This is a genomic window from Intrasporangium sp. (assembly GCF_030452765.1).
Taxonomy (GTDB): Bacteria; Actinomycetota; Actinomycetes; order Actinomycetales; family Dermatophilaceae; genus Intrasporangium_A.
The window spans coordinates 1-17,057 of record NZ_JAKDLO010000096.1 but is presented as its reverse complement, the minus strand read 5'-3'; the positions used below and the strand labels follow the sequence as shown (position 1 = coordinate 17,057).

18 protein-coding genes and 2 pseudogenes are annotated in these 17,057 nt (G+C 70.9%); 11 read left to right on the top strand and 9 right to left on the bottom strand.

Features of this window, described 5'->3' with window-relative positions; translation table 11 throughout:
* Positions 1-829: hypothetical protein (locus L0H79_RS13060; protein ID WP_301485055.1), on the bottom strand; the 829-nt coding region annotated here is incomplete at its 3' end.
* Between the two features lie 435 nt (positions 830-1,264).
* Here L0H79_RS13060 and L0H79_RS13055 point away from each other — a divergent pair.
* The gene (locus L0H79_RS13055; protein ID WP_301485054.1) at positions 1,265-1,828 is read left to right on the top strand and encodes a WhiB family transcriptional regulator; all 564 of its coding nucleotides are present in this window, start codon (positions 1,265-1,267) and stop codon (positions 1,826-1,828) included.
* A gap of 15 nt (positions 1,829-1,843) precedes the next feature.
* Here L0H79_RS13055 and L0H79_RS13050 read toward each other — a convergent pair whose 3' ends face one another.
* The 5 genes and pseudogenes from L0H79_RS13050 to L0H79_RS13030 all read right to left on the bottom strand — a co-directional run bounded on the left by L0H79_RS13050 (position 1,844) and on the right by L0H79_RS13030 (position 8,062).
* On the bottom strand, positions 1,844-2,545 hold the full coding sequence (locus L0H79_RS13050) for a hypothetical protein (protein ID WP_301485053.1): 702 nt from the start codon (positions 2,543-2,545) through the stop codon (positions 1,844-1,846).
* Between the two features lie 412 nt (positions 2,546-2,957).
* Positions 2,958-4,109 (bottom strand): bifunctional 2-methylcitrate synthase/citrate synthase, encoded by a 1,152-nt coding sequence (locus L0H79_RS13045; protein ID WP_301485052.1) that lies wholly within the window; start codon positions 4,107-4,109, stop codon positions 2,958-2,960.
* A complete protein-coding gene (gene prpB / locus L0H79_RS13040; protein WP_301485056.1) occupies positions 4,106-5,143 on the bottom strand; it encodes a methylisocitrate lyase in 1,038 nt (345 codons plus the stop codon). The genes L0H79_RS13045 and prpB overlap by 4 nt, the downstream gene beginning before the upstream one ends.
* Positions 5,144-5,145: 2 nt before the next feature.
* Positions 5,146-6,655 (bottom strand): annotated as a pseudogene (locus L0H79_RS13035) (MmgE/PrpD family protein).
* Positions 6,656-6,796: 141 nt separating this feature from the next.
* A complete protein-coding gene (locus L0H79_RS13030) occupies positions 6,797-8,062 on the bottom strand; it encodes a threonine/serine exporter ThrE family protein (protein ID WP_301485051.1) in 1,266 nt (421 codons plus the stop codon).
* Positions 8,063-8,207: 145 nt separating this feature from the next.
* Between L0H79_RS13030 and L0H79_RS13025 the strand changes: the two genes are divergently transcribed.
* The 3 genes and pseudogenes from L0H79_RS13025 to L0H79_RS22240 form a co-directional block, all read left to right on the top strand.
* Complete coding sequence (locus L0H79_RS13025; RefSeq protein WP_301485050.1) at positions 8,208-8,597, top strand: helix-turn-helix transcriptional regulator; 390 nt, start codon at positions 8,208-8,210, stop codon at positions 8,595-8,597.
* A gap of 53 nt (positions 8,598-8,650) precedes the next feature.
* The gene (locus L0H79_RS13020) at positions 8,651-9,085 is read left to right on the top strand and encodes a VOC family protein (protein WP_301485049.1); all 435 of its coding nucleotides are present in this window, start codon (positions 8,651-8,653) and stop codon (positions 9,083-9,085) included.
* 159 nt (positions 9,086-9,244) lie between these two features.
* Positions 9,245-9,361 (top strand): annotated as a pseudogene (locus tag L0H79_RS22240) (hypothetical protein); the annotation flags it as partial.
* Between the two features lie 88 nt (positions 9,362-9,449).
* Here the strand turns inward: L0H79_RS22240 and L0H79_RS13015 are convergent.
* Positions 9,450-9,752 (bottom strand): hypothetical protein, encoded by a 303-nt coding sequence (locus L0H79_RS13015; RefSeq protein ID WP_301485048.1) that lies wholly within the window; start codon positions 9,750-9,752, stop codon positions 9,450-9,452.
* Between the two features lie 98 nt (positions 9,753-9,850).
* Here L0H79_RS13015 and L0H79_RS13010 point away from each other — a divergent pair, with 98 nt between their 5' ends.
* Genes L0H79_RS13010 through L0H79_RS12995 form a run of 4 tightly spaced genes read left to right on the top strand, consistent with a single transcriptional unit; the run spans position 9,851 to position 12,573 of the window.
* Entirely contained in the window at positions 9,851-10,876 is a 1,026-nt protein-coding gene (locus L0H79_RS13010; RefSeq protein WP_301485047.1) for a hypothetical protein, read from the top strand.
* Positions 10,877-10,935: 59 nt separating this feature from the next.
* Positions 10,936-11,295 (top strand): hypothetical protein, encoded by a 360-nt coding sequence (locus tag L0H79_RS13005; RefSeq protein ID WP_301485046.1) that lies wholly within the window; start codon positions 10,936-10,938, stop codon positions 11,293-11,295.
* Between the two features lies 1 nt (position 11,296).
* Complete coding sequence (locus L0H79_RS13000; RefSeq protein WP_301485045.1) at positions 11,297-11,806, top strand: hypothetical protein; 510 nt, start codon at positions 11,297-11,299, stop codon at positions 11,804-11,806.
* Positions 11,803-12,573: a hypothetical protein gene (locus tag L0H79_RS12995; RefSeq protein ID WP_301485044.1), complete on the top strand. Its 771-nt coding sequence runs from the start codon at positions 11,803-11,805 to the stop codon at positions 12,571-12,573. The genes L0H79_RS13000 and L0H79_RS12995 overlap by 4 nt, the downstream gene beginning before the upstream one ends.
* On the opposite strand, the gene L0H79_RS12990 is transcribed toward L0H79_RS12995, so the two are convergent.
* Both L0H79_RS12990 and L0H79_RS12985 read right to left on the bottom strand, forming a co-directional pair.
* Complete coding sequence (locus tag L0H79_RS12990) at positions 12,509-13,126, bottom strand: RDD family protein (protein ID WP_301485043.1); 618 nt, start codon at positions 13,124-13,126, stop codon at positions 12,509-12,511. The genes L0H79_RS12995 and L0H79_RS12990 overlap by 65 nt on opposite strands.
* Positions 13,127-13,544: 418 nt before the next feature.
* A complete protein-coding gene (locus tag L0H79_RS12985; protein WP_301485042.1) occupies positions 13,545-15,089 on the bottom strand; it encodes a DHA2 family efflux MFS transporter permease subunit in 1,545 nt (514 codons plus the stop codon).
* A 104-nt stretch (positions 15,090-15,193) separates the two neighbouring features.
* On the opposite strand from L0H79_RS12985, the gene L0H79_RS12980 reads away from it, so the two are divergent.
* The 3 genes from L0H79_RS12980 to L0H79_RS12970 form a co-directional block, all read left to right on the top strand.
* Positions 15,194-15,754: a TetR/AcrR family transcriptional regulator gene (locus L0H79_RS12980; protein ID WP_301485041.1), complete on the top strand. Its 561-nt coding sequence runs from the start codon at positions 15,194-15,196 to the stop codon at positions 15,752-15,754.
* A 143-nt stretch (positions 15,755-15,897) separates the two neighbouring features.
* Positions 15,898-16,761, top strand: a complete 864-nt coding sequence (locus L0H79_RS12975; RefSeq protein ID WP_301485040.1) for a PhzF family phenazine biosynthesis protein — start codon at positions 15,898-15,900, stop codon at positions 16,759-16,761.
* Between the two features lie 80 nt (positions 16,762-16,841).
* A partial coding sequence (locus tag L0H79_RS12970) for an EVE domain-containing protein (protein ID WP_301485039.1) occupies positions 16,842-17,057 on the top strand: 216 nt, incomplete at its 3' end.

The window sequence follows — 17,057 nt, the reverse complement described above, 5'->3', positions numbered from 1 at the left end:
CGGCGCCTCGGTGCCCGGCGCCTCGGTGCCCGGCGCCTCGGTGCCCGGCGCCTCGCGCACGCAGATGGTGTCGTATGTCGCCGGCTGCGACCGCGCGGCCCGCACGGAACCCTCGGGCGGGTTCGGAAAGATCGGCTCGCCCCACTGCATGACCCGGCCGCTCGGTCACACCTGCTCCGCTCGGTCGCACCTGCTCCGCGGAGTCGCCGCGCGTGGCGCCCACGCGCGCCCACGCCGACCGCGCAGGCCGTCGGCTCGCCACGCCGAGCACCATGCCGAACGAGACCGCGAGACCGTGCTGGTCCCGCAGGAACAGGAGTGTCACCGCGGTCGCGACGAGCAGCGCGACGAGGGCGAGATCGGTGGCCACGGGGCGCGTCGACCAGATGGCCACCACGACCAGCAGCACCATCGTCGCCATCGAGTCGCCGGCACCTGACTGGTCGAACGCCAGAGCAGTCAGCACGTTGCACACGACCCCGCCGAGCACGAACAGGACCGGTAGGACCCATCCACGGACGAGGCTGCCAGTCAGCAGCACCGTGATCGCCAGCGTGACGAGGTTGAAGATGGTGCCTGGCCAGCCCCCGTCCTGCAGGAACATGGAGGTCACCAACCGCCACCACTGGCCCTGCCCGATCTCCGCTGGATCACGAGCGCCACGCGCGAGCAGTTCGGGCCACCAGAACTGCAGGCTGGAGGGAATGGCCACAGCCAGCCAGAGTGTGACGCCCCACCACGTGCACCGGGGCTGACCGGCGCGCTCCGCGACGCGGCACACCTGCACCACCCCGGCGACATAGACGAGCCAGTAGAGCAGGCCGATCACGGATGTGACCTCACATCAATCATGACACCAGCATTGCCGAAGCCCACGGCCAAGCCATCGGCCACGTGGCTGATGTCGCAGCCCTGGCCGTCGCGCTCCCTGCGGCTGGCGTCGGCCCTGATCGTCACCGCGTCTCCAGCCACGCCCGCATCGCCACCACCATCCTGACGCGGCAGCGCAACCCCCCGACAGGTCGCGGGACTCTGTCCGTGCGGATCAGCCATCTGGCCGACGACTTCGATCGGCCCGCCCGCGCAGCATGGGTGGACCGATCAGAGAACGAAGGGGCAATCACCACCGACAACGACGACGCAGGCGCTCGCTCGCCGAGGGTCGGATCGTGGGTCGGGCCACACTGCTGCGCCCCGCCGCGCCCGCGACACCTGGTCCGCGTCGGCGACAACACCCCAACCACGAGCCCGACCCCGCGCACCGATGACACTGCCTGAGGGGTCCGTCGCGCTGCTGTTCGAGACACCCAGGGCGCATCCGGTCGAGTTGCGCCTGCCCTGTCGCGAGCATCCCGACGACCTGTGGTTCTCGCAGCGCCCTCGGGAGGTGGAGCAGGCCAAGCAGCTGTGCCAGGACTGCCCGATCCGACCGAGCTGCCTGCAGGCGGCTCTGCGACGGGGCGAACCGTGGGGCGTGTGGGGTGGCCATCTGCTCGAGGGTGGCCGGATCGTGGCGCACAAGTGTGCGCGTGGGCGGCCACGCAAGATCACCCAGTTCCGTGACCGAAGGGACCACCCCACGCCTCGATCCGGCGAGGTGTCGACCTGCTTGCCGCGGGGAGCATCTGGAACTGGCGCAGCTCGCCCCCGGTGCCCACCCGGACCGAGGGCAGGGGCGGCTCATGACAGGTGCGCCGAGGATGTGGGCGGCGGCGATCCATCCCTGACCACGGGTCTGATGGTGGCGCTGTTCGCCCTGGTGGCGCTGCGCCCGCCGATGCCCCGGCACTCGTCACCGTCGCGTTGGTGCTGGGGTGCCTGCACGTGAGGGGCACGTGCACGGTCACTTCAGATACCGGGTGGGATCGCTGGCCGCCCGCGCGCCGTGGGCCAGCCAGGCATGGAAGCCTGCCGGATGGCGGCGTTCCATCTCGTCGAGGTACCGCGCGCGAGCCTGAACCACCGTGACACACCGGACCGGAAGGCGGGCCCTCTGCAGCGCGACGAAGCTGCGCCGCCACTCGTAGCAGAGTTCGGTGTCGCTGAGAACCCGAAGGTCCTGGGCAGGCTCACGCGAGATGGTGACCACTGCCGCGCCCCCGCCGGTACCCGCGGTCGTGGCTGGTTCGCTTCGCGTGGCAACGGTGCGTACTCGTTGCGAGGCTTCACGCGGAGACCCCGCGAACCGGGCCAGCCACGGGTGAGCCCGCGCTCTGCTCACGACCATTGGGGATGCCGCCGCCAAAAGACCCACCAGCGCGAGCCCCGCCGGTCCCACGGCGTAGACCAGCCCGACCACGGCCACCGTAGCGGCAGCCGTGAGGCCTCCGGCCCGCGCCGCGGCGCGGTAGCGCCCCCCGGCCATGCCGTGCGCCCCAGCCCTGCCGCGCGCCCCGGCACCCAGGGCAAAGCCGGCCCCGGCCAGCGCACCGATGCTTGCCATCGGCACCACGGTCTCGAACGGAGCCAGGGCGACCGCCGCAGCCAGTGCGGGCACCCCCACAACCACGATGATGACCCACCACACGCGCCGATACACGCCCATCGCCTTCTCCTTGCCACCCCAGCCGCCGCGGATGGCATCGCCTCCTCGACGTTGGCCAAGGCTTGCGTCGGCCGCATCTGGTGGTGATCGGCCAGCCTTGTCGACGTTGCGGAGTCGCGTCCCCGCCAGTCTCAACAGGTCCTGCTGGCTTGCTACCCGCAGGAGCGAAGCCGCAAACCGGCCGTGGTCGCGCCGCTCCTCGGCGTGCGTCTCGATGGTCGCTTACGGCGCCACGGCACGGGGTTGTGCGTGGTTGTCGTCACCCCGACGACACGGACCGCACACACCCCTCGGCACATGCACCCCTGCCAAGCCGTATGCCGCCGAGCCGCGCGCAGCGCGAATGTGACCCGGGCGCAGCGCGAAGGTGAGCCCCAAGCACGGCCGGGCTGAGCGGCATACCCCTCGGTGCTTATGCAGGCACGGACCGCTGCGTCGGCCCCGTGTAGCGGCTGAGCGGCCGGATGATGGCGTTCGCAGCACGCTGTTCGGCGATGTGGGCCGTCCACCCGACGACCCTGGCCATGGCGAAGATCGGCGTGAACGAGGCGAGGTCGAAGCCCATGACGTCGTACACCAGCCCGGTCGGGTAGTCGACATTGGGGTGCAGGTGGGTGCGCTCGAGCATCGCGGACTTGAGGGCCCGATAGGCGCCCACGCGCTCGGCGGCCGTGCCGTCGGCGGTGAGCCGGTCGAGCTGCGCCAGGGTGGGCACGCGCGAGTCTCCGCTCTTGTAGACGCGGTGCCCGAAGCCCATGACCTTGACCTTGTCGGCGAGCGCCCGGTCCAGCCACCCAGCAACGTTCCCGGCGGGTCCGATCTCACGGAGCGTGCGAACGACGGCCTCGTTCGCGCCGCCGTGCAGCGGTCCCTTGAGCGCACCGATGGCAGCGGCCACCGCGCTGTAGAGGTCGGACAGGGTCGAGGTGACCACGCGGGCGGCGAAGGTCGACGCGTTGAAGCCGTGCTCGGCGTACATGATAAGAGAGACCTCGAACGCGCGCACGACCTCGTCGGCGGGCACCTGCCCGAAGTACATCCGGAAGAAGTTCTGCGCAAGGCTGAGCGACGGATCGGGAGAGATCGCGTCAAGCCCCTGGCGTCGCCGATGATCGAGCGCGACGACCGTGGGCAGCTTGGCGAGCAGGACGATCGACCTGTCCCGGTTGCGCTCCGGCGACGGGTCCTCCTCGGTGGGGTCCTCGGCCCCGACGACGCTGACCGCGGTGCGCAGCACGTCCATCGGGTGGCACGTGTCGGGCAATGCCCTCACCAGGTCACGCAACGGCCGACTCAGCTCGCGGTTCTCCCGTTCGTGTCCGGTGAGCTCGGAAAGCTGCTCCGGGGTCGGCAGCTCCCCGGTCCAGATGAGGTGGGCGACCTCCTCGAAGGTGCGCGACGCGGCGAGCTGCTCGGCCGGGTAGCCCCGGTAGATCAGCGAGTTCGTGGCCGGGTTGATCTGCGAGATCTCGGTGGTGTCCTCGATCACCCCGTCGAGGCCACGGTGCACAGCGGTGTCGGCTTCGTCGGCGGGCTGGTGGGACTGGCTGGTGTCAGTGCTCATGGACTCTCCTCCGTGGTGGTCATGGCAGTAGCGGTTGTGGCAACGGAGTCGGAGGTGTCCACGGCGGGTGCGTCGGGCTGCTCGTCGTTGACCCGGTCGGCCGGGTCGCCGGTTGGGATGTCGAACGCGAAGATCTGGGAGTCGAAGGCGGTGTAGGAGTCGTAGCGCAGCAGCTCGTAGAGCCGGGCGCGGGTCTGCATCCGGGGGACGAGGTCGCGCTGGGTGCCCTTGGCGGTCATGGTGCGCAGGCCCTCCTCGATGGCTCCCATCGCCAGGCGCAGCAGCGTCACCGGGTAGATGACGACGTTGAAGCCGATGGAGGCCAGGGTCCCGGTCTCAAGCAGGCGGGTCTTGCCGAACTCGGTCATGTTGGCCAGCAGCGGGGCCTCGACGGCGCGCCGGAACGAAGTGAACTCGCCGGTGTCCGAGAGGGCTTCGGGGAAGACCAGGTCCGCGCCGGCGGCGACATAGGCCTTGGCCCGGTCGATCGCCGCGGGCAGGCCCTCGACGCTCCGGGCGTCGGTGCGCGCGCAGATGACGAAGTTCCGGTCGGTGCGGGCGGCGGTCGCGGCGGCGATCCGGCGCACCATCTCGTCGGTGGTGACGAGGGTCTTGCCGTCGAGGTGCCCGCACCGCTTGGGGTTGACCTGGTCCTCGATGTGGCAGCCGGACAGGCCCTTTGCTTCGAGGGTCCGGATGGTGCGTGCCACGTTGAGCGGCTCGCCGAACCCGGTGTCGGCGTCCACGAGCGTGGGCAACGTGGTTGTCGAGGCGATCTGCTCGGCCCGGCCGGCGACCTCGGTCAGGCTGGTCAGCCCGATGTCGGGCAGGCCGAGCTCGGCAGAGAGCACCGCGCCGGAGATGTAGACGCCCTCGAAGCCGAGCTCCTCGATGAGCCGGGCGGTCAGCGGCGTGAACGCGCCCGGGAAGCGCAGCAGCGTGCCACTGTCGAGGCCGCGGCGGAAGGCCAGCCGGGCCGCGGCGGCGGGGTCGGCGCTCGTCACGACGGGGGCGGCATACGGGCTGGTGGGCATGCTCACCGGAACAGCCCTTTCGGGCCGGTGGGCAGTGCGGCGAGGTCCGCGACGGGGGTGAGCCCGGCCAGCTGGTCGGGTGCCAGCTCGGGCAGGTGCGAGGCGAGGTCGAGGAAGCGGTCCTGCTCGGCCGGGGAGACGACGCCGGCGGCGAGGGTGCGGAACTTCGCGAGGTAGTCCTTGCGGGCGAAGGGATGCGCGCCGGCGGGGTGGGCGTCGGCGACGGCCAGCTCACCGGACACGACGCGGCCGTCGTCGAGGGTGATCTCGACCTGCCCGCCGAAGGCCCGCTTGTCCGGGTCGGGGTCGTGGTAGCGCCGGGTCCACTCCGGGTCCTCGACGGTAGTGACCTTGTGCCACAGCGTGACGGTGTCGGGCCGGTGCGTTCGCTCCGCGGCATACGAGTCGAGGTGGTGCCACCGCCCGTCCTGCAAAGCGACCGCGAAGATGTAGGCGATCGAGTGGTCGAGCGTCTCCCGGCTGGCATCCGGGTCCAGCTTCTGCGGGTCCCCTGCCCCTGTGCCGATGACGTTGTGGGTGTGGTGGCTGGTGCGGATGAGCACCGACCTGACCCGGCTCGTGTCCGGCACCTGCGGGCGCAGCGTACGCGAGGTCGATCAGCGCCTGGGCCTGGTACTCCGCGGAGTGCGCCTTGGTGTAGGTGCGCAGGATCGCGGCCCTCGGCTCTCCGGGGGCAGGCAGTGGCACGGTGTAGCGGGCGTCCGGGCCGTCGAGCAGCCAGGCGATGACCCCGTCCTCGCCCTCGTAGATGGGGGCCGGCGCCCCTTCACCTCGCAAGGCCCGGTCGAAGGCCTCGATCGCCGCCTTGCCGGCGAAGGCTGGGGCGAACGCCTTCCAGCTCGAGATTGCGCCCTTGCGGGACTGCCGCGTCGCCGTCGTCGTGTGCAGCGCCTGCCCGATCGCCTGGTAGGTCACCTCGACCGGCGCGTGCATGAGTGTGCCGAGCCCGGCGGCCACCGAAGGTCCGAGGTGGGCGACGTGGTCGATCTTGTGCTCGTGCAGGCAGATCCCGGTGGCGAGGTCGACCTGGACCTCGTAGCCGGTGGCGATCGCGCGGACCAGGTCGGCCCCGGTGCGCCCTGCATGCTGGGCCACCGCCACGAGCGGCTGGATGTTGTCGCCCGGGTGGGCGTACTCGGCCGCGAGGTACGTGTCGTGATAGTCGAGCTCACGCACGGCGGCCGCGTTGGCCCAGGCCGCCCACTCCGGTGAGACGTGCGTCGCGCTCTCCTGCCCGAAGAGCGTCGCACCACCCTGCGACGGGTCGCACCGATGCGCCAGGGCCTGGTCGCGGGCGACGGTGGCGGGGGGCCTGGTCACCGAGGCCATGGCTACGGCGGCGTTGTCGATGGCCCGGTTGACGACCATCTCGCTGACCTCGGGCGGGACCGCGACCGGGTCGGCGGACAGGAGCGCGAGCTGCCAAGCCAGCTCCTGCTCCCGCGGGAAACGGTCCTTGCTGGGATGGACTTCAACGACGTGGTCGATCACGACATGCACTCCTTGCAGATGACTCCCGCCTCTTTCAGAGTAGGCCGGGTCACCAAGAGGGCCAGGCCGGGGGTTGTGCGTGGTCGTGGTCGCCCCCACGACACCAACCGCGCACGGCCCGGGTCACGCCGCGTCCGATGTCTAGCGGCGCTCGACGTCGGGTACCTCGGCGGCGTCGGCCCGACCGGGTCCGCGCCGGGTGAGCCACCGGTCGAGCGCCCGGCCTGCCGCGGAGCCGGCCAGGGTGCCGACGACGATCGCGACGGCCGCGGCGACGGCTCCCGTGACCGCGGACACGTCGCCACGCCCGGTCGCGATCTGGGCCGTGCTGAGCAGGCCGAGGCTGCCCGGCACGAGCAGCCAGAACGCCGGCAGGTAGACGACGAGACGCAGCGGCCGGCCCGACAGCCAGGGCACGATCGAGGCGGACAGGCCGGCGACCGCCGACGCGGCGAGCGCCCCGAGGGTCACCCCCCAGAGGGACTGACCGGCATACTGCACCGCGAAGGTCAGCAGGAGCACGCCGAGGATCCACGGGATGGCCGACCGGGAGGCGGCCACGTTGATGACGATGCCGACCCCGACGAGCAGGATCCCGACGAACGGCCCGCCTGGGTTCAGGTCGTCGGCGCGGACGTTCGTCAGGACCGTGAGCGGAGCACCGCGCACCGCGGCCGCCGCGAACAGCCCGACGGCGAACAGGACGAGCTGGACCGTGCCGGACACGAGCCGGGAGGTGCCGGCGACGGCCGACCCGGTCGCGATCTCGGTGATCCCGGTCACGATCATCGAGCCGGGCAGGAGCACCGCGATGGTGGAGACGACCGTGCGCAGCGTGCCGTCGAGTGGCCACCACACGCCCAGCTGCAGGACGACCGAGGTCACACCGAATGCCGCGAGCAAGGGCAGCAGGGTTCGGACCAAAGGCGATCGGCGGCTGAGGTTTACCAGTGCCACGAGCAGGAGGGAGCCGATGGCAGCCGCGCCCAGGTCGCGCCAGGTGGGCTGCAGGATGGCGCAGATGCCGACCGCGATGGGCACGATGGCCAGGTCGCACAGCCATGCCGGGCGGGACGGCGGCAGCCGCTCGATGGCGGTCAGCTCCGCCACGGCGGCGGCCGGGCCCAGTCGGCCGGTCAGCAGCCGGTCGATGACGCCCTGGACGAGGGTCGTCTGCTCGAACCGGAGCGTGCCCGTCACCGGCTCGAAGGCCACCGTGTGGTCGGGTGTCGTGCTGACGAACACTCCCGTCGGGGTCGCTGCGGCACGAACATCCGGTATGCCGCGGTGCCGGCCGATCGCCACGACCTGCTCCTCGACCTCGGGCCCGGGTGCGCCACCGGCCAGCAGGGCCGCGCCGACACGCAGGAGGCACTCACGGGTGTCCTCGAGCTCGGTCTGCGCCATCGGTCGTCCTTCGTGTGGCCGGTGGCGTGGAGGCTACGGCGCCTGCCGTCGGTGCGCCAGTCCCAGGCGCCGGCAGTGCGTCCCTCGGCAGCCGACCAGGGCCCCGAGCCGTCACCGGCCTGCTGGCGAGGGCAGACTTGTCGGCATGGACCGTTCCGACCTCGTCGCGCTGCGACGGGTGCGCGACCACATGGACGTGGCCTACGCCGAGCCACTCGACGTCGTACAGCTCGCGCGGCTGGCCCACATGTCGCCCGGTCACTTCCATCGCCTGTTCAAGCAGGCCTTCGGCGAGACGCCCTACGCGTACCTGATGACCCGCCGGATCGAACGGGCCAAGGCGCTGCTCCGACTGGGGCGACAGAGCGTCACCGAGGTCTGCATGGCGGTCGGCTGCACATCACTGGGCTCGTTCTCGGCCTCGTTCACCGAGCTGGTCGGGGAGACCCCGAGCGCCTACCGCGCGAGGGAGCACGAGGAGCTGAGCGGCATACCCGGGTGTGTCGCCAAGCAGGTGACGCGGCCGCGGCGCTGATCGAGCAGGATCGGAGAAGCACCGCGCCCGGGGCGCTGCCTACCGTGTGAACCATGACCACATCGACCGCGACCCTGTCGCTCAGCAACTGTTTCGTCACCGTCGACGACCCCGAGGCCGCGCTCGGCTTCTATCGCGACGTCCTCGGGCTGTCCGTCCACACGGACGTCACCGTGGGCGAGTTCCGGTGGCTCACCCTGACCACGCCCACGCAGCCCAGCCTGGAGATCAGCATGCAGGTCGCGGGGGACGGCGGGCTACCGATGTCCGAGGGCGACAAGGAGGCGCAGCGCGACCTGCTCGCCAAGGGACTGCTCTCGGCGCTCATCTTCGACTGCGCCGACGTCGACGCCCTCTTCGAGCACGTCCGAGGGGCTGGTGCCGAGGTGCTCCAGGAGCCGACGGACCAGTTCTACGGCGTGCGCGACTGCGCCTTCCGCGACCCGGCCGGCAACATGGTCCGGTTCAAGACCGACCTGACCCGGTAGCTGCTGACAGAGTGTGGCCATGGCCACCGACCCACGACCTGTGCTCACCGACGGGGTCCTCACCCTGCGCGCCCACACCCGGGACGACGCGGTCGCGTTCGTCGAGCGGGCGCGGGCGAGTGTGAGGACCTGCACGGCAACCGCCACTGGGCGATCGAGGTGGCGGGCGAACCGCGGGCCTGCTACGCCGGGACGATCGACCTGAGGCCGGGCGAGTCGTGGGACTGCGCGTCGGTCGGGTTCGCCCTGCACCCCGCCGCGCGAGGGCAGGGAGCCATGACGCGGGCGGTGCGGCTTGCCGCTGGGTTCGCCTTCGACCAGGGCCCGTGGGGCCGGCCGCTGCGCCGCATCCACTGGCGGGCCATCACGGCAACTGGGCCTCGTGACGGGTCGCGTGGGCGAGCGGGTTCGCCTTCCACGCGACGCTGCCGGTCACGCACCCCAACGTCACCGACCCCGAGGGCGGGCAGGTCCGGCGGCGTGCGTGGCGCGAGAGCGATGTCGCCTCCCTCGGGGAGGAACGCCACGACCCGACGCACTGGTTCCCGCAGCACGTGCAGTAGTCCGGATCGAGCGTGCAGTAGTCCCCATCGAGCGTGCAGTAGTCAGGATCGAGCGTGCAGTAGTCCCCATCGAGCGTGCAGTAGTCCGGATCGAGCGTGCCCACGTGATGCGTCCTCGTGGGAAGTCCTCGCGGGGAGTCCTCCCCATGGTCGTACATGCGCGTTCCGCGTTAGCGTCTGGACCCGACCCGAAGGGACGACAGTGGCGATCTACAGGAGGGGCGCGGACCCGGACGCGCTCGATCGATCAGCGCAGCTGCTCACGCAGTACGGGCGCGAGCTCGGCGCGGTGCGCCAGTCCGTCAACGCCGTGCTCGCGACCCTCCAGGCCAACTGGGCTGGCCCGGACCTGCAGGACCTCGCTCGGCAGTGGCCGTCGGCCGAGGCGCGGATCGACGGTCTCGGCATCCATCTGACTGAGCTTGGCCAGAGGCTGTCCGCCAACGCAGCCGCCCAGCGGAGCACCAGCGGGCCAGGCGGCGGCATCGGGTCGAGCCTGGTCACGGGCACAGGCGGGCCGGGCGCGGCCGTGGGCATCGGAGCTGTGCAAGCCGCGTTCGGGACCGACCTTCTCGAGGGGGTGGGCCTGGTGCCCGACGACTCGGCCGGGCTGCTGGCCTGGCCCGGGCTCGTCACCAGCCATGGCCTGCTCGCGGTCAGCACGATGTCGAGCTATATGCAGCGCGTCGGCATCGGCCGGTGGGCCCCGCGGGTCAATGGCAGGTTCGTCCCGCGTCCGACCGGACGATGGGCTGCGGCATGGTCGATGAACCACGCGGGCAGCTGGGTGGCCGACCCGCACCAGGCTGGCAGTTGGGCCAAGTGGGGCACCGCCGGGAAATGGGCCGGACGTGCCGGCACGGTGACGGCATTCGCGACTTCCGCCTTCAGTCAGTGGAGCGAGGACGCGAGCGACCCCAACCTCGGCACGACCGAGCGGGCGGCCCGAGCTACCACCCAGGGCGCGACGACGGCTGCCGGTTCCTGGGCCGGCGCGTGGGCCGGCGCCCAGGGCGGGGCACTCATCGGTGCCGCCGTCGGCGGTCCCGTGGGGGCTGTCGTCGGTGGGCTCGTCGGCGGGTTCGTCGGAGGCGGCTTGGGGGGCGTCGTCGGCGGTTGGGTCGGCGACCAGGTGATCGGCCCGGTGGGCGACTTCGCGGAGTGGGCCGGTGACGGCATCGGCGAGGTCGCGAGCGACATCGGCGATGCTCTGACGTTCTGGGACTGAGCGGCCATGGGAATGCTGGGGTGTGCGCAGGGTGCGCAGCGACGGTTTAGGGTCGACCCGTGCAGGTCCTGATCACCGCCATCGGCATCTCCCTGCTCGCGGTGGTCCTCTGGTGTCGCCTGGGCCAGTCCGAACGTGCCCGGTGGTGGACCGGTGACCGGGTGCACGAGAACGCCGTGCTCTTCTGGCTGCCGGGCCTGGGCCTCATCCTCCTCGCGGCCGGGCCGCTGATGACCTACGACGGCGCCAACCGCGGCGTGCTCAGCTTCGTGCCGCTGGTGCTGCTCGGTGGGCTGCTCAGCCTGTGGGGCGGACTGTTCCTGCCCGTTCCGAGGTGGTACACACCTCGTTGGACCCGCAGCGAGACCACGACGATCCTGCAGAACCGCGTCCTCGGGCTGCGCAACCGGAAGGGCTGAGATGACGATCATCGATGCCGCCGACCTGCGTCCGGAGCGGGTTGCCGGCGGCTTTGTCAGGCTCTCGGCGCCGACCCACTGGCAGACCGTGACCGAGCCCTACCCCGGCGTGGGGCTCGTCGTCGCGGAGCCCGACCGGGACGGGCTGTTCCGGGCCAACCTGGTGCTGGCCGTGACCGAGGTGACGATGTCGTTCGCCGACTGGCAGAAGGGGACCGACGCGTATCTGGCCCGGCAGCAGCGGGACTACCTGCTGCTCGATCTCGAGAAGCTCCCAGTTGGCGGGCACCCCGGCGGTCGCCGACTGGCGACGTACGCCACGGCCGAGAACCAGTCGGTGACGATGGAGCAGTGGACGACCCTCGTCGACGGGCGAGGCGTGACCTTGACCGTGTCTACCGGCACACTGGCCTACGCCCTCCACGCGGGACGGGTCGCCGGCATCGTCGCGTCGCTGCGGATCGGGGCCGGCCCCGACGAGCGCGCTCAGCGTGACGGGGTCACGCCGTGACGGTGACCTTCGACGAGGCGAGCCATCGGCTCCGGGTCGACGCCGGCTCGTTCTCGGCGCTCGCGGCCCTGGCCGCCGGGACCACCCCAGGGCCGACGACGGATGAACTGGTCGGGCTGACCCGGGCCGGCGCCGTGATGGACGGGCGGCCACACGCTGTCCTCGAGCCGGCCCTGGCCGCCGTCGCCGCTCCCCTCGCCCATCTGGGCCTCGTCGTGTCCGGGGGCCGCGGCGCGAGACTCCACCAGATGTGGCTCTCCGTCGTATCGGCGGTCCTGGCCGATGTGGGCGACGGCAACTATGACCTCGTCTGCATCGGCTCCGAGTTCGTGCCGACGACTGTCGCCCGGCTCACCCGCCTCGGGTTGCGGCCCCGCCTTCCTGGGGGCGGGCCGCCCGACGGCTGGCCGCCCGATCGAAGGCTCCCTGTCGAGACGGGCCTGCTCGATGCGCTCTGCTCGACGCAGGATGAGGGCCGCTTCGACGCCATACGATCCCTCGCGGCGCGGGTCCCCGAGTCGTGGCCCACGCTGGCGAGTCAGCTCGACGCCGGCGAGTGGCGATTCTGGGTCGCGGACGTGACGTGGCCGCACGGCAGCCGCCGCCTCGTCGTGCTCGACACGCAGGCTGGCCTGCTCACGCCGGTCGGAGACCACGCCACGATGCTCGTCCCGACCACGCCGACCGACGTATGGCGTCGACTCACCTCGATCCTGCCGAGCGACGACGACCTCGCAGGCCTCCCGCCTGCGCCGCGGGCCGGGTGACCCTTCCCGCCACCGCGACGGCGCCGGGCGAGGCGAGTTCACGTGGCACCACCTGTGTCTCGGCGGTCCGGTCGTAGGCGGTCAGCCCGGCACCGACGAACAAGGAGACGACATACCAGAGGGGCAGCAGATAGGCGGCAGCCGTGAGCAGCCACGTCGTCCACGACGTCGTGCCGGGAGTGCCTGTTCCGGCGATCTGCAGGGCGGCGGCGTGTCCGAGGGTCCAGGGCAGGGCGATCTTCAGGGCGTTGCGCACCAGGGCGCGTCCGAAGGTGAGGGGTCCTTCGGTGGTTCGGCGAGTCACCTTTAGTCTCAGGGCTCGTTTGCCGATGGTCGCCTGCGAACGGCCGGACTCCAACCACGCCAGCCAGATGGTGACAGGCACCACGAGGACGGTTGTGGCAATGATGCCAACGGCGGTCACGGACAGGGCCGCTGTCGTTCCGCTGAGATAGAGCGGGATGCCGACGGCCGCGACGCACCCGGCCCATCCGAGGATGAGCAGCCAGTCGATCCCGAAGGCGGCGATCCGGCGAAAGGCTGAGGCGGGCATCAGAGGACCGTCGTCGGTCGCGTGTCCGCGTCCGGCCCGACCGCGCCATCCGACGAGCGGGACGACATCACCAGCTCGACGCCCGGCGGCGTGACCTTCAAGCGGCCTGGCGATCGAAGGGATGTCGGCGTGCCCGGCAAGCACTCGACGCATCCCACGCGAGGCGCCCTCGGGACGCCACGTGATGCGCCTTTGACGGTCATGGTGGCTTCCTCGTCGACAGTTCGCTGACTCCTCCAGTGTCGGCTGCTGAGGTAGGTCGACACATCGGCCATCTGACGTAGCTGGGCCGGGCGTGTTACCTCAGAGATCCCAGCGCCCTGCGTCAGACGCGCCCACGCCCTTGCGTCCGTGCTGCGGAATGAGCGGTCTGCCGCCGGCTGCACCTGGGTGACGTCCTCGGCACCGGACATGCCGATCACCGACCCCGTTCGGGGCGGGACGCGGGCTCGGTCACGCTGAGCCGGGATGGCGGTTGAGGTTGCGGTGGGGTCGCTGCGCAGGGCTCGCTGTGCCTGTTGTGCGGGCGGGCCTGCCGGCGCAGCGCAGCCACCAGCGCGGCGGTGGGGATGATGGCCAGGCCCGTCGCTACCAGTGCCCAGGTCAGCGCGCCGGAGAAGGCTGCGGCGACCTCGACGGGGTGCATCAGCGCAGCAGCGGGTTGTGTCAGGCCGCGTTGCAGCACGGCGGCGACGGCGGCGACACCTATCGCGCCGCCGATCTGCTGGACGATCCGCAGCGCGGTGGTCGCGCGCGGGATCGCGGCGGAGGCCAGGCCGCGGTAGGCCACTGCGGTGGCGACCACGACGATGATGCCGAAGCCGACGCCGAGCAGGAACTGCGCGGCCGCGATGGTCCAGCCTTCGGTGGAGTCGGTCAGTCGCGAGAGGATGCCCAGGCCGGCGACGGCGCTGAGGATCCCCGCGAAGGTCAGCGGGATCGGGTCGGATCGGTCCACAAGTGGCCCGGAGGCGGCGATGGCGATCGCGGCGCCGAGACCCTGCGGCGCCAGCAGCAGCCCTGCGGTCAGGGCACTGTCACCGCGGGCGAGCTGGAAGTAGAGCGGGATGAGCAGCATGGATGCCAGCAGCCCCATGATGATGAAGAAGAGCATCCCGGCCGAGGCGGTGAACGTGCGGGATGCGAACAGCCGCAGGTCGATCAGGGCCTCGTGCCGGGTGGTCAGGGCGTGGATCACGAAGCCAGTCAGCAGCAGCACACCGGCGAGGAACGGCACCAGGACGCCGGCCTCGGTGAAGGAGCCGGCGGCGCCGGCGGTCGCGAGCGCGTACAGGGCGGCGGCCAACCCGGGGCCGAGCAGGACGAATCCCAGCAGGTCGAAGCGGGCCCGGCTGCCGGCGCGGACGGGCGCGGTCGGTGGCATGGTGCGCAGCGACAGCGCCACCGCGGCCAGACAGATCGGCACGTTGAGGTAGAAGATCCAGGCCCAGCCTACGTCGCGGACCAGCACGCCACCGATGACGGGTCCGAGGATCGGGCCGAGCAGCGACGGTACGCCGACGATCGCCATCAGCCGGCCCAGCCGCTCCGGCCCGGCCGCCTGGGCCAGGATGGCTTGGGACAGCGGCAGCAGGATCCCGCCGGCCAGGCCTTGGACCACCCGGCAGGCGATGAGGAACCCGATGCTGCCGGCGAGTCCGCTGACGGCCGACGCGGCCCCGAAAACGACCAGGGCGCCCAGCCAGAGCCGGCGCGACCCGAACCGGTCCACGCCCCATCCGACGGTGGGGATGGCCACCGCCATCGCCATCAGGTAGGCGGTGCTGAGCAACTGGATCGAGCCGATCGAGACGTCGAAGGCCTGCCGCAACGAGTCCAAAGCGACGTTGATCATCGTCGCGTCCATCTGCACCGCGAAGGTGCCCGCCACGACCGCGATTGCGGTCCAGACCATTCCCCGCTCCAGGGATGCCCGCTCATCGATGTCGGTTGTCGTCTCCATGTTCGCTCCTTCGTTGATACGGCGTATCGCTGATACAGCGTAACACTGTTCTGATACGATGTATCAAATAGTTTTGAGAGCATCACGAAGCAGGAGGCAGTCGGGTGGCCCAGCACACCGGGAAGGTGCCGCTGTCGCGGCAGGCGATCGTCGAGGCGGCGATCGCGCTGGCCGATGCCGAGGGCTTGGACGCGGTCTCCATCCGCAGTGTCGCCGCCGTACTGCGGGCGCGGCCGATGAGCCTGTACCGTTTCATCGACAGCAAGGACGACCTGGTCGCCGACATGGTCGACGAGGTCATCGCAGAGATGCTGCTGAAGCAGGTGCCCGCCGACTGGCGCGACGCGATGCGCGCCATCGCGCGGCGCACCATCCAGATCGGCCGCCGCCATCCCTGGCTCCTCGCGGCCACCACGCGCATCACCGGAACCGGCCCGCACAGGGCCCAGCACGCGGACCAGTCGTTGCAGGCCATGGCCTCCCTCGGACTGTCCGAAGGGGTGGTGCGTCCGCTGCTCGTGGCCGTCGACGTCTACACGATGGGTTTCGCGCTCAGTACCCGCCCCGGCCGCACCCGCGCCCAACAACGGGCCGACGACCGAGCCCTCGACCAAGGCCTGGGCTGGCTCCTGGACGGCTTCGCCCGCTCCCACCTGAAGTCCTGACCCGAACGACGGCTGGCCGGGTGCGTGGTCCACGGCGAAGTCGGGTGGGCCGGCAGCATCGTGGTGTGCCCGGGCGCTCTCGCCATCGTCGTCCTCGCGTTGGTCGTGGGAAGGCCGGAAACGCGTTCGTGGTTGTACGAGGCATGCCCGAGGTTCTGCGTCTCTCCGCGTTTGCCATCGAACCGACCGGCGGCAACCCAGCCGGTGTGGTTCTGGATGCCCGCGGACTCGATGATGCTGCGATGGTGCGGATTGCTCGCGACGTGGGGTACTCCGAGACGGCGTTCGTCGTTGACCCGCCGGACGGTCAGATCAGCGCGACCGGGGTTGTCCGGGCTGGTGTTCGGTACTTCTCGCCTCGTGCCGAGGTGCCGTTCTGTGGGCACGCCACGATTGCTTTGGCTGTCGCACTGGCGGAGCGGACTGGGGCACGGACGTTCGTGTTCACCACGCCGGTCGGCGACATCGAACTGACCGCCGAGCGTGGCGAGCACGGTGTCGAGGTCTCGTTCACGAGCGTCGAGCCGCGGGTACGGTCGCTGCCCGCGAGTGTGCTCGCGCAACTGCTTGATGTACTCGGGCTTGCCGTCGACGACCTGGATACGCGATATGAGCCATTGGAGTCGTTCGCTGGGAACTGGCATCCGATCGTAGTGGTGGCCGATGTCGAGGTGTTCAACCAGTTCCGCTTCTCCCCCGCCGAGGTCGCCGCCCTGATGTCGAGCAACGGGTGGACCGGAACCGTCACGATCCTCCACGAGCGTTCACCAGGGGTGTTCGGTGCCCGCAACCTGTTTCCAGTGGGACGGATCACCGAGGACCCTGCGACCGGATCCGCGGCAGCATCCGTCGGCGCCTACCTCCGCGCCCTCGGCCAGGTCGGGCCGGACCAGGAGATCCTGATCCACCAGGGCGAGCATGTTGGTCGTCCCAGCATCCTTCGGGTTCGCGTACCAGCGAACGGAGGCGTCATCGTGCGCGGCGGGGCTCGGACCATCGAAGACTGACAGCCTCGACCACACGCCGCGGCGAGACTCAGCGGCCAGTCGGCAGGCTGGGTGTCGGTGCCGGCGTCTACCGTGTCGGGATGACGGCTCGAAGACAGTGGGTCATCGTCGTCTCGCGCGACCACGCCAGACGCGGCGTCGAGGGTGGCTTCGTCATGGCCAACCACGGCAAGCGGGCACCCCTGGCGCGGATGTCACGCGGTGACGGCATCCTCATCTACTCCCCGACCACGACCTATCCACACGGTGCGCCGCTGCGGGCGGTCACCTTCGTCGGCGAGGTCACCGGTGAGCAG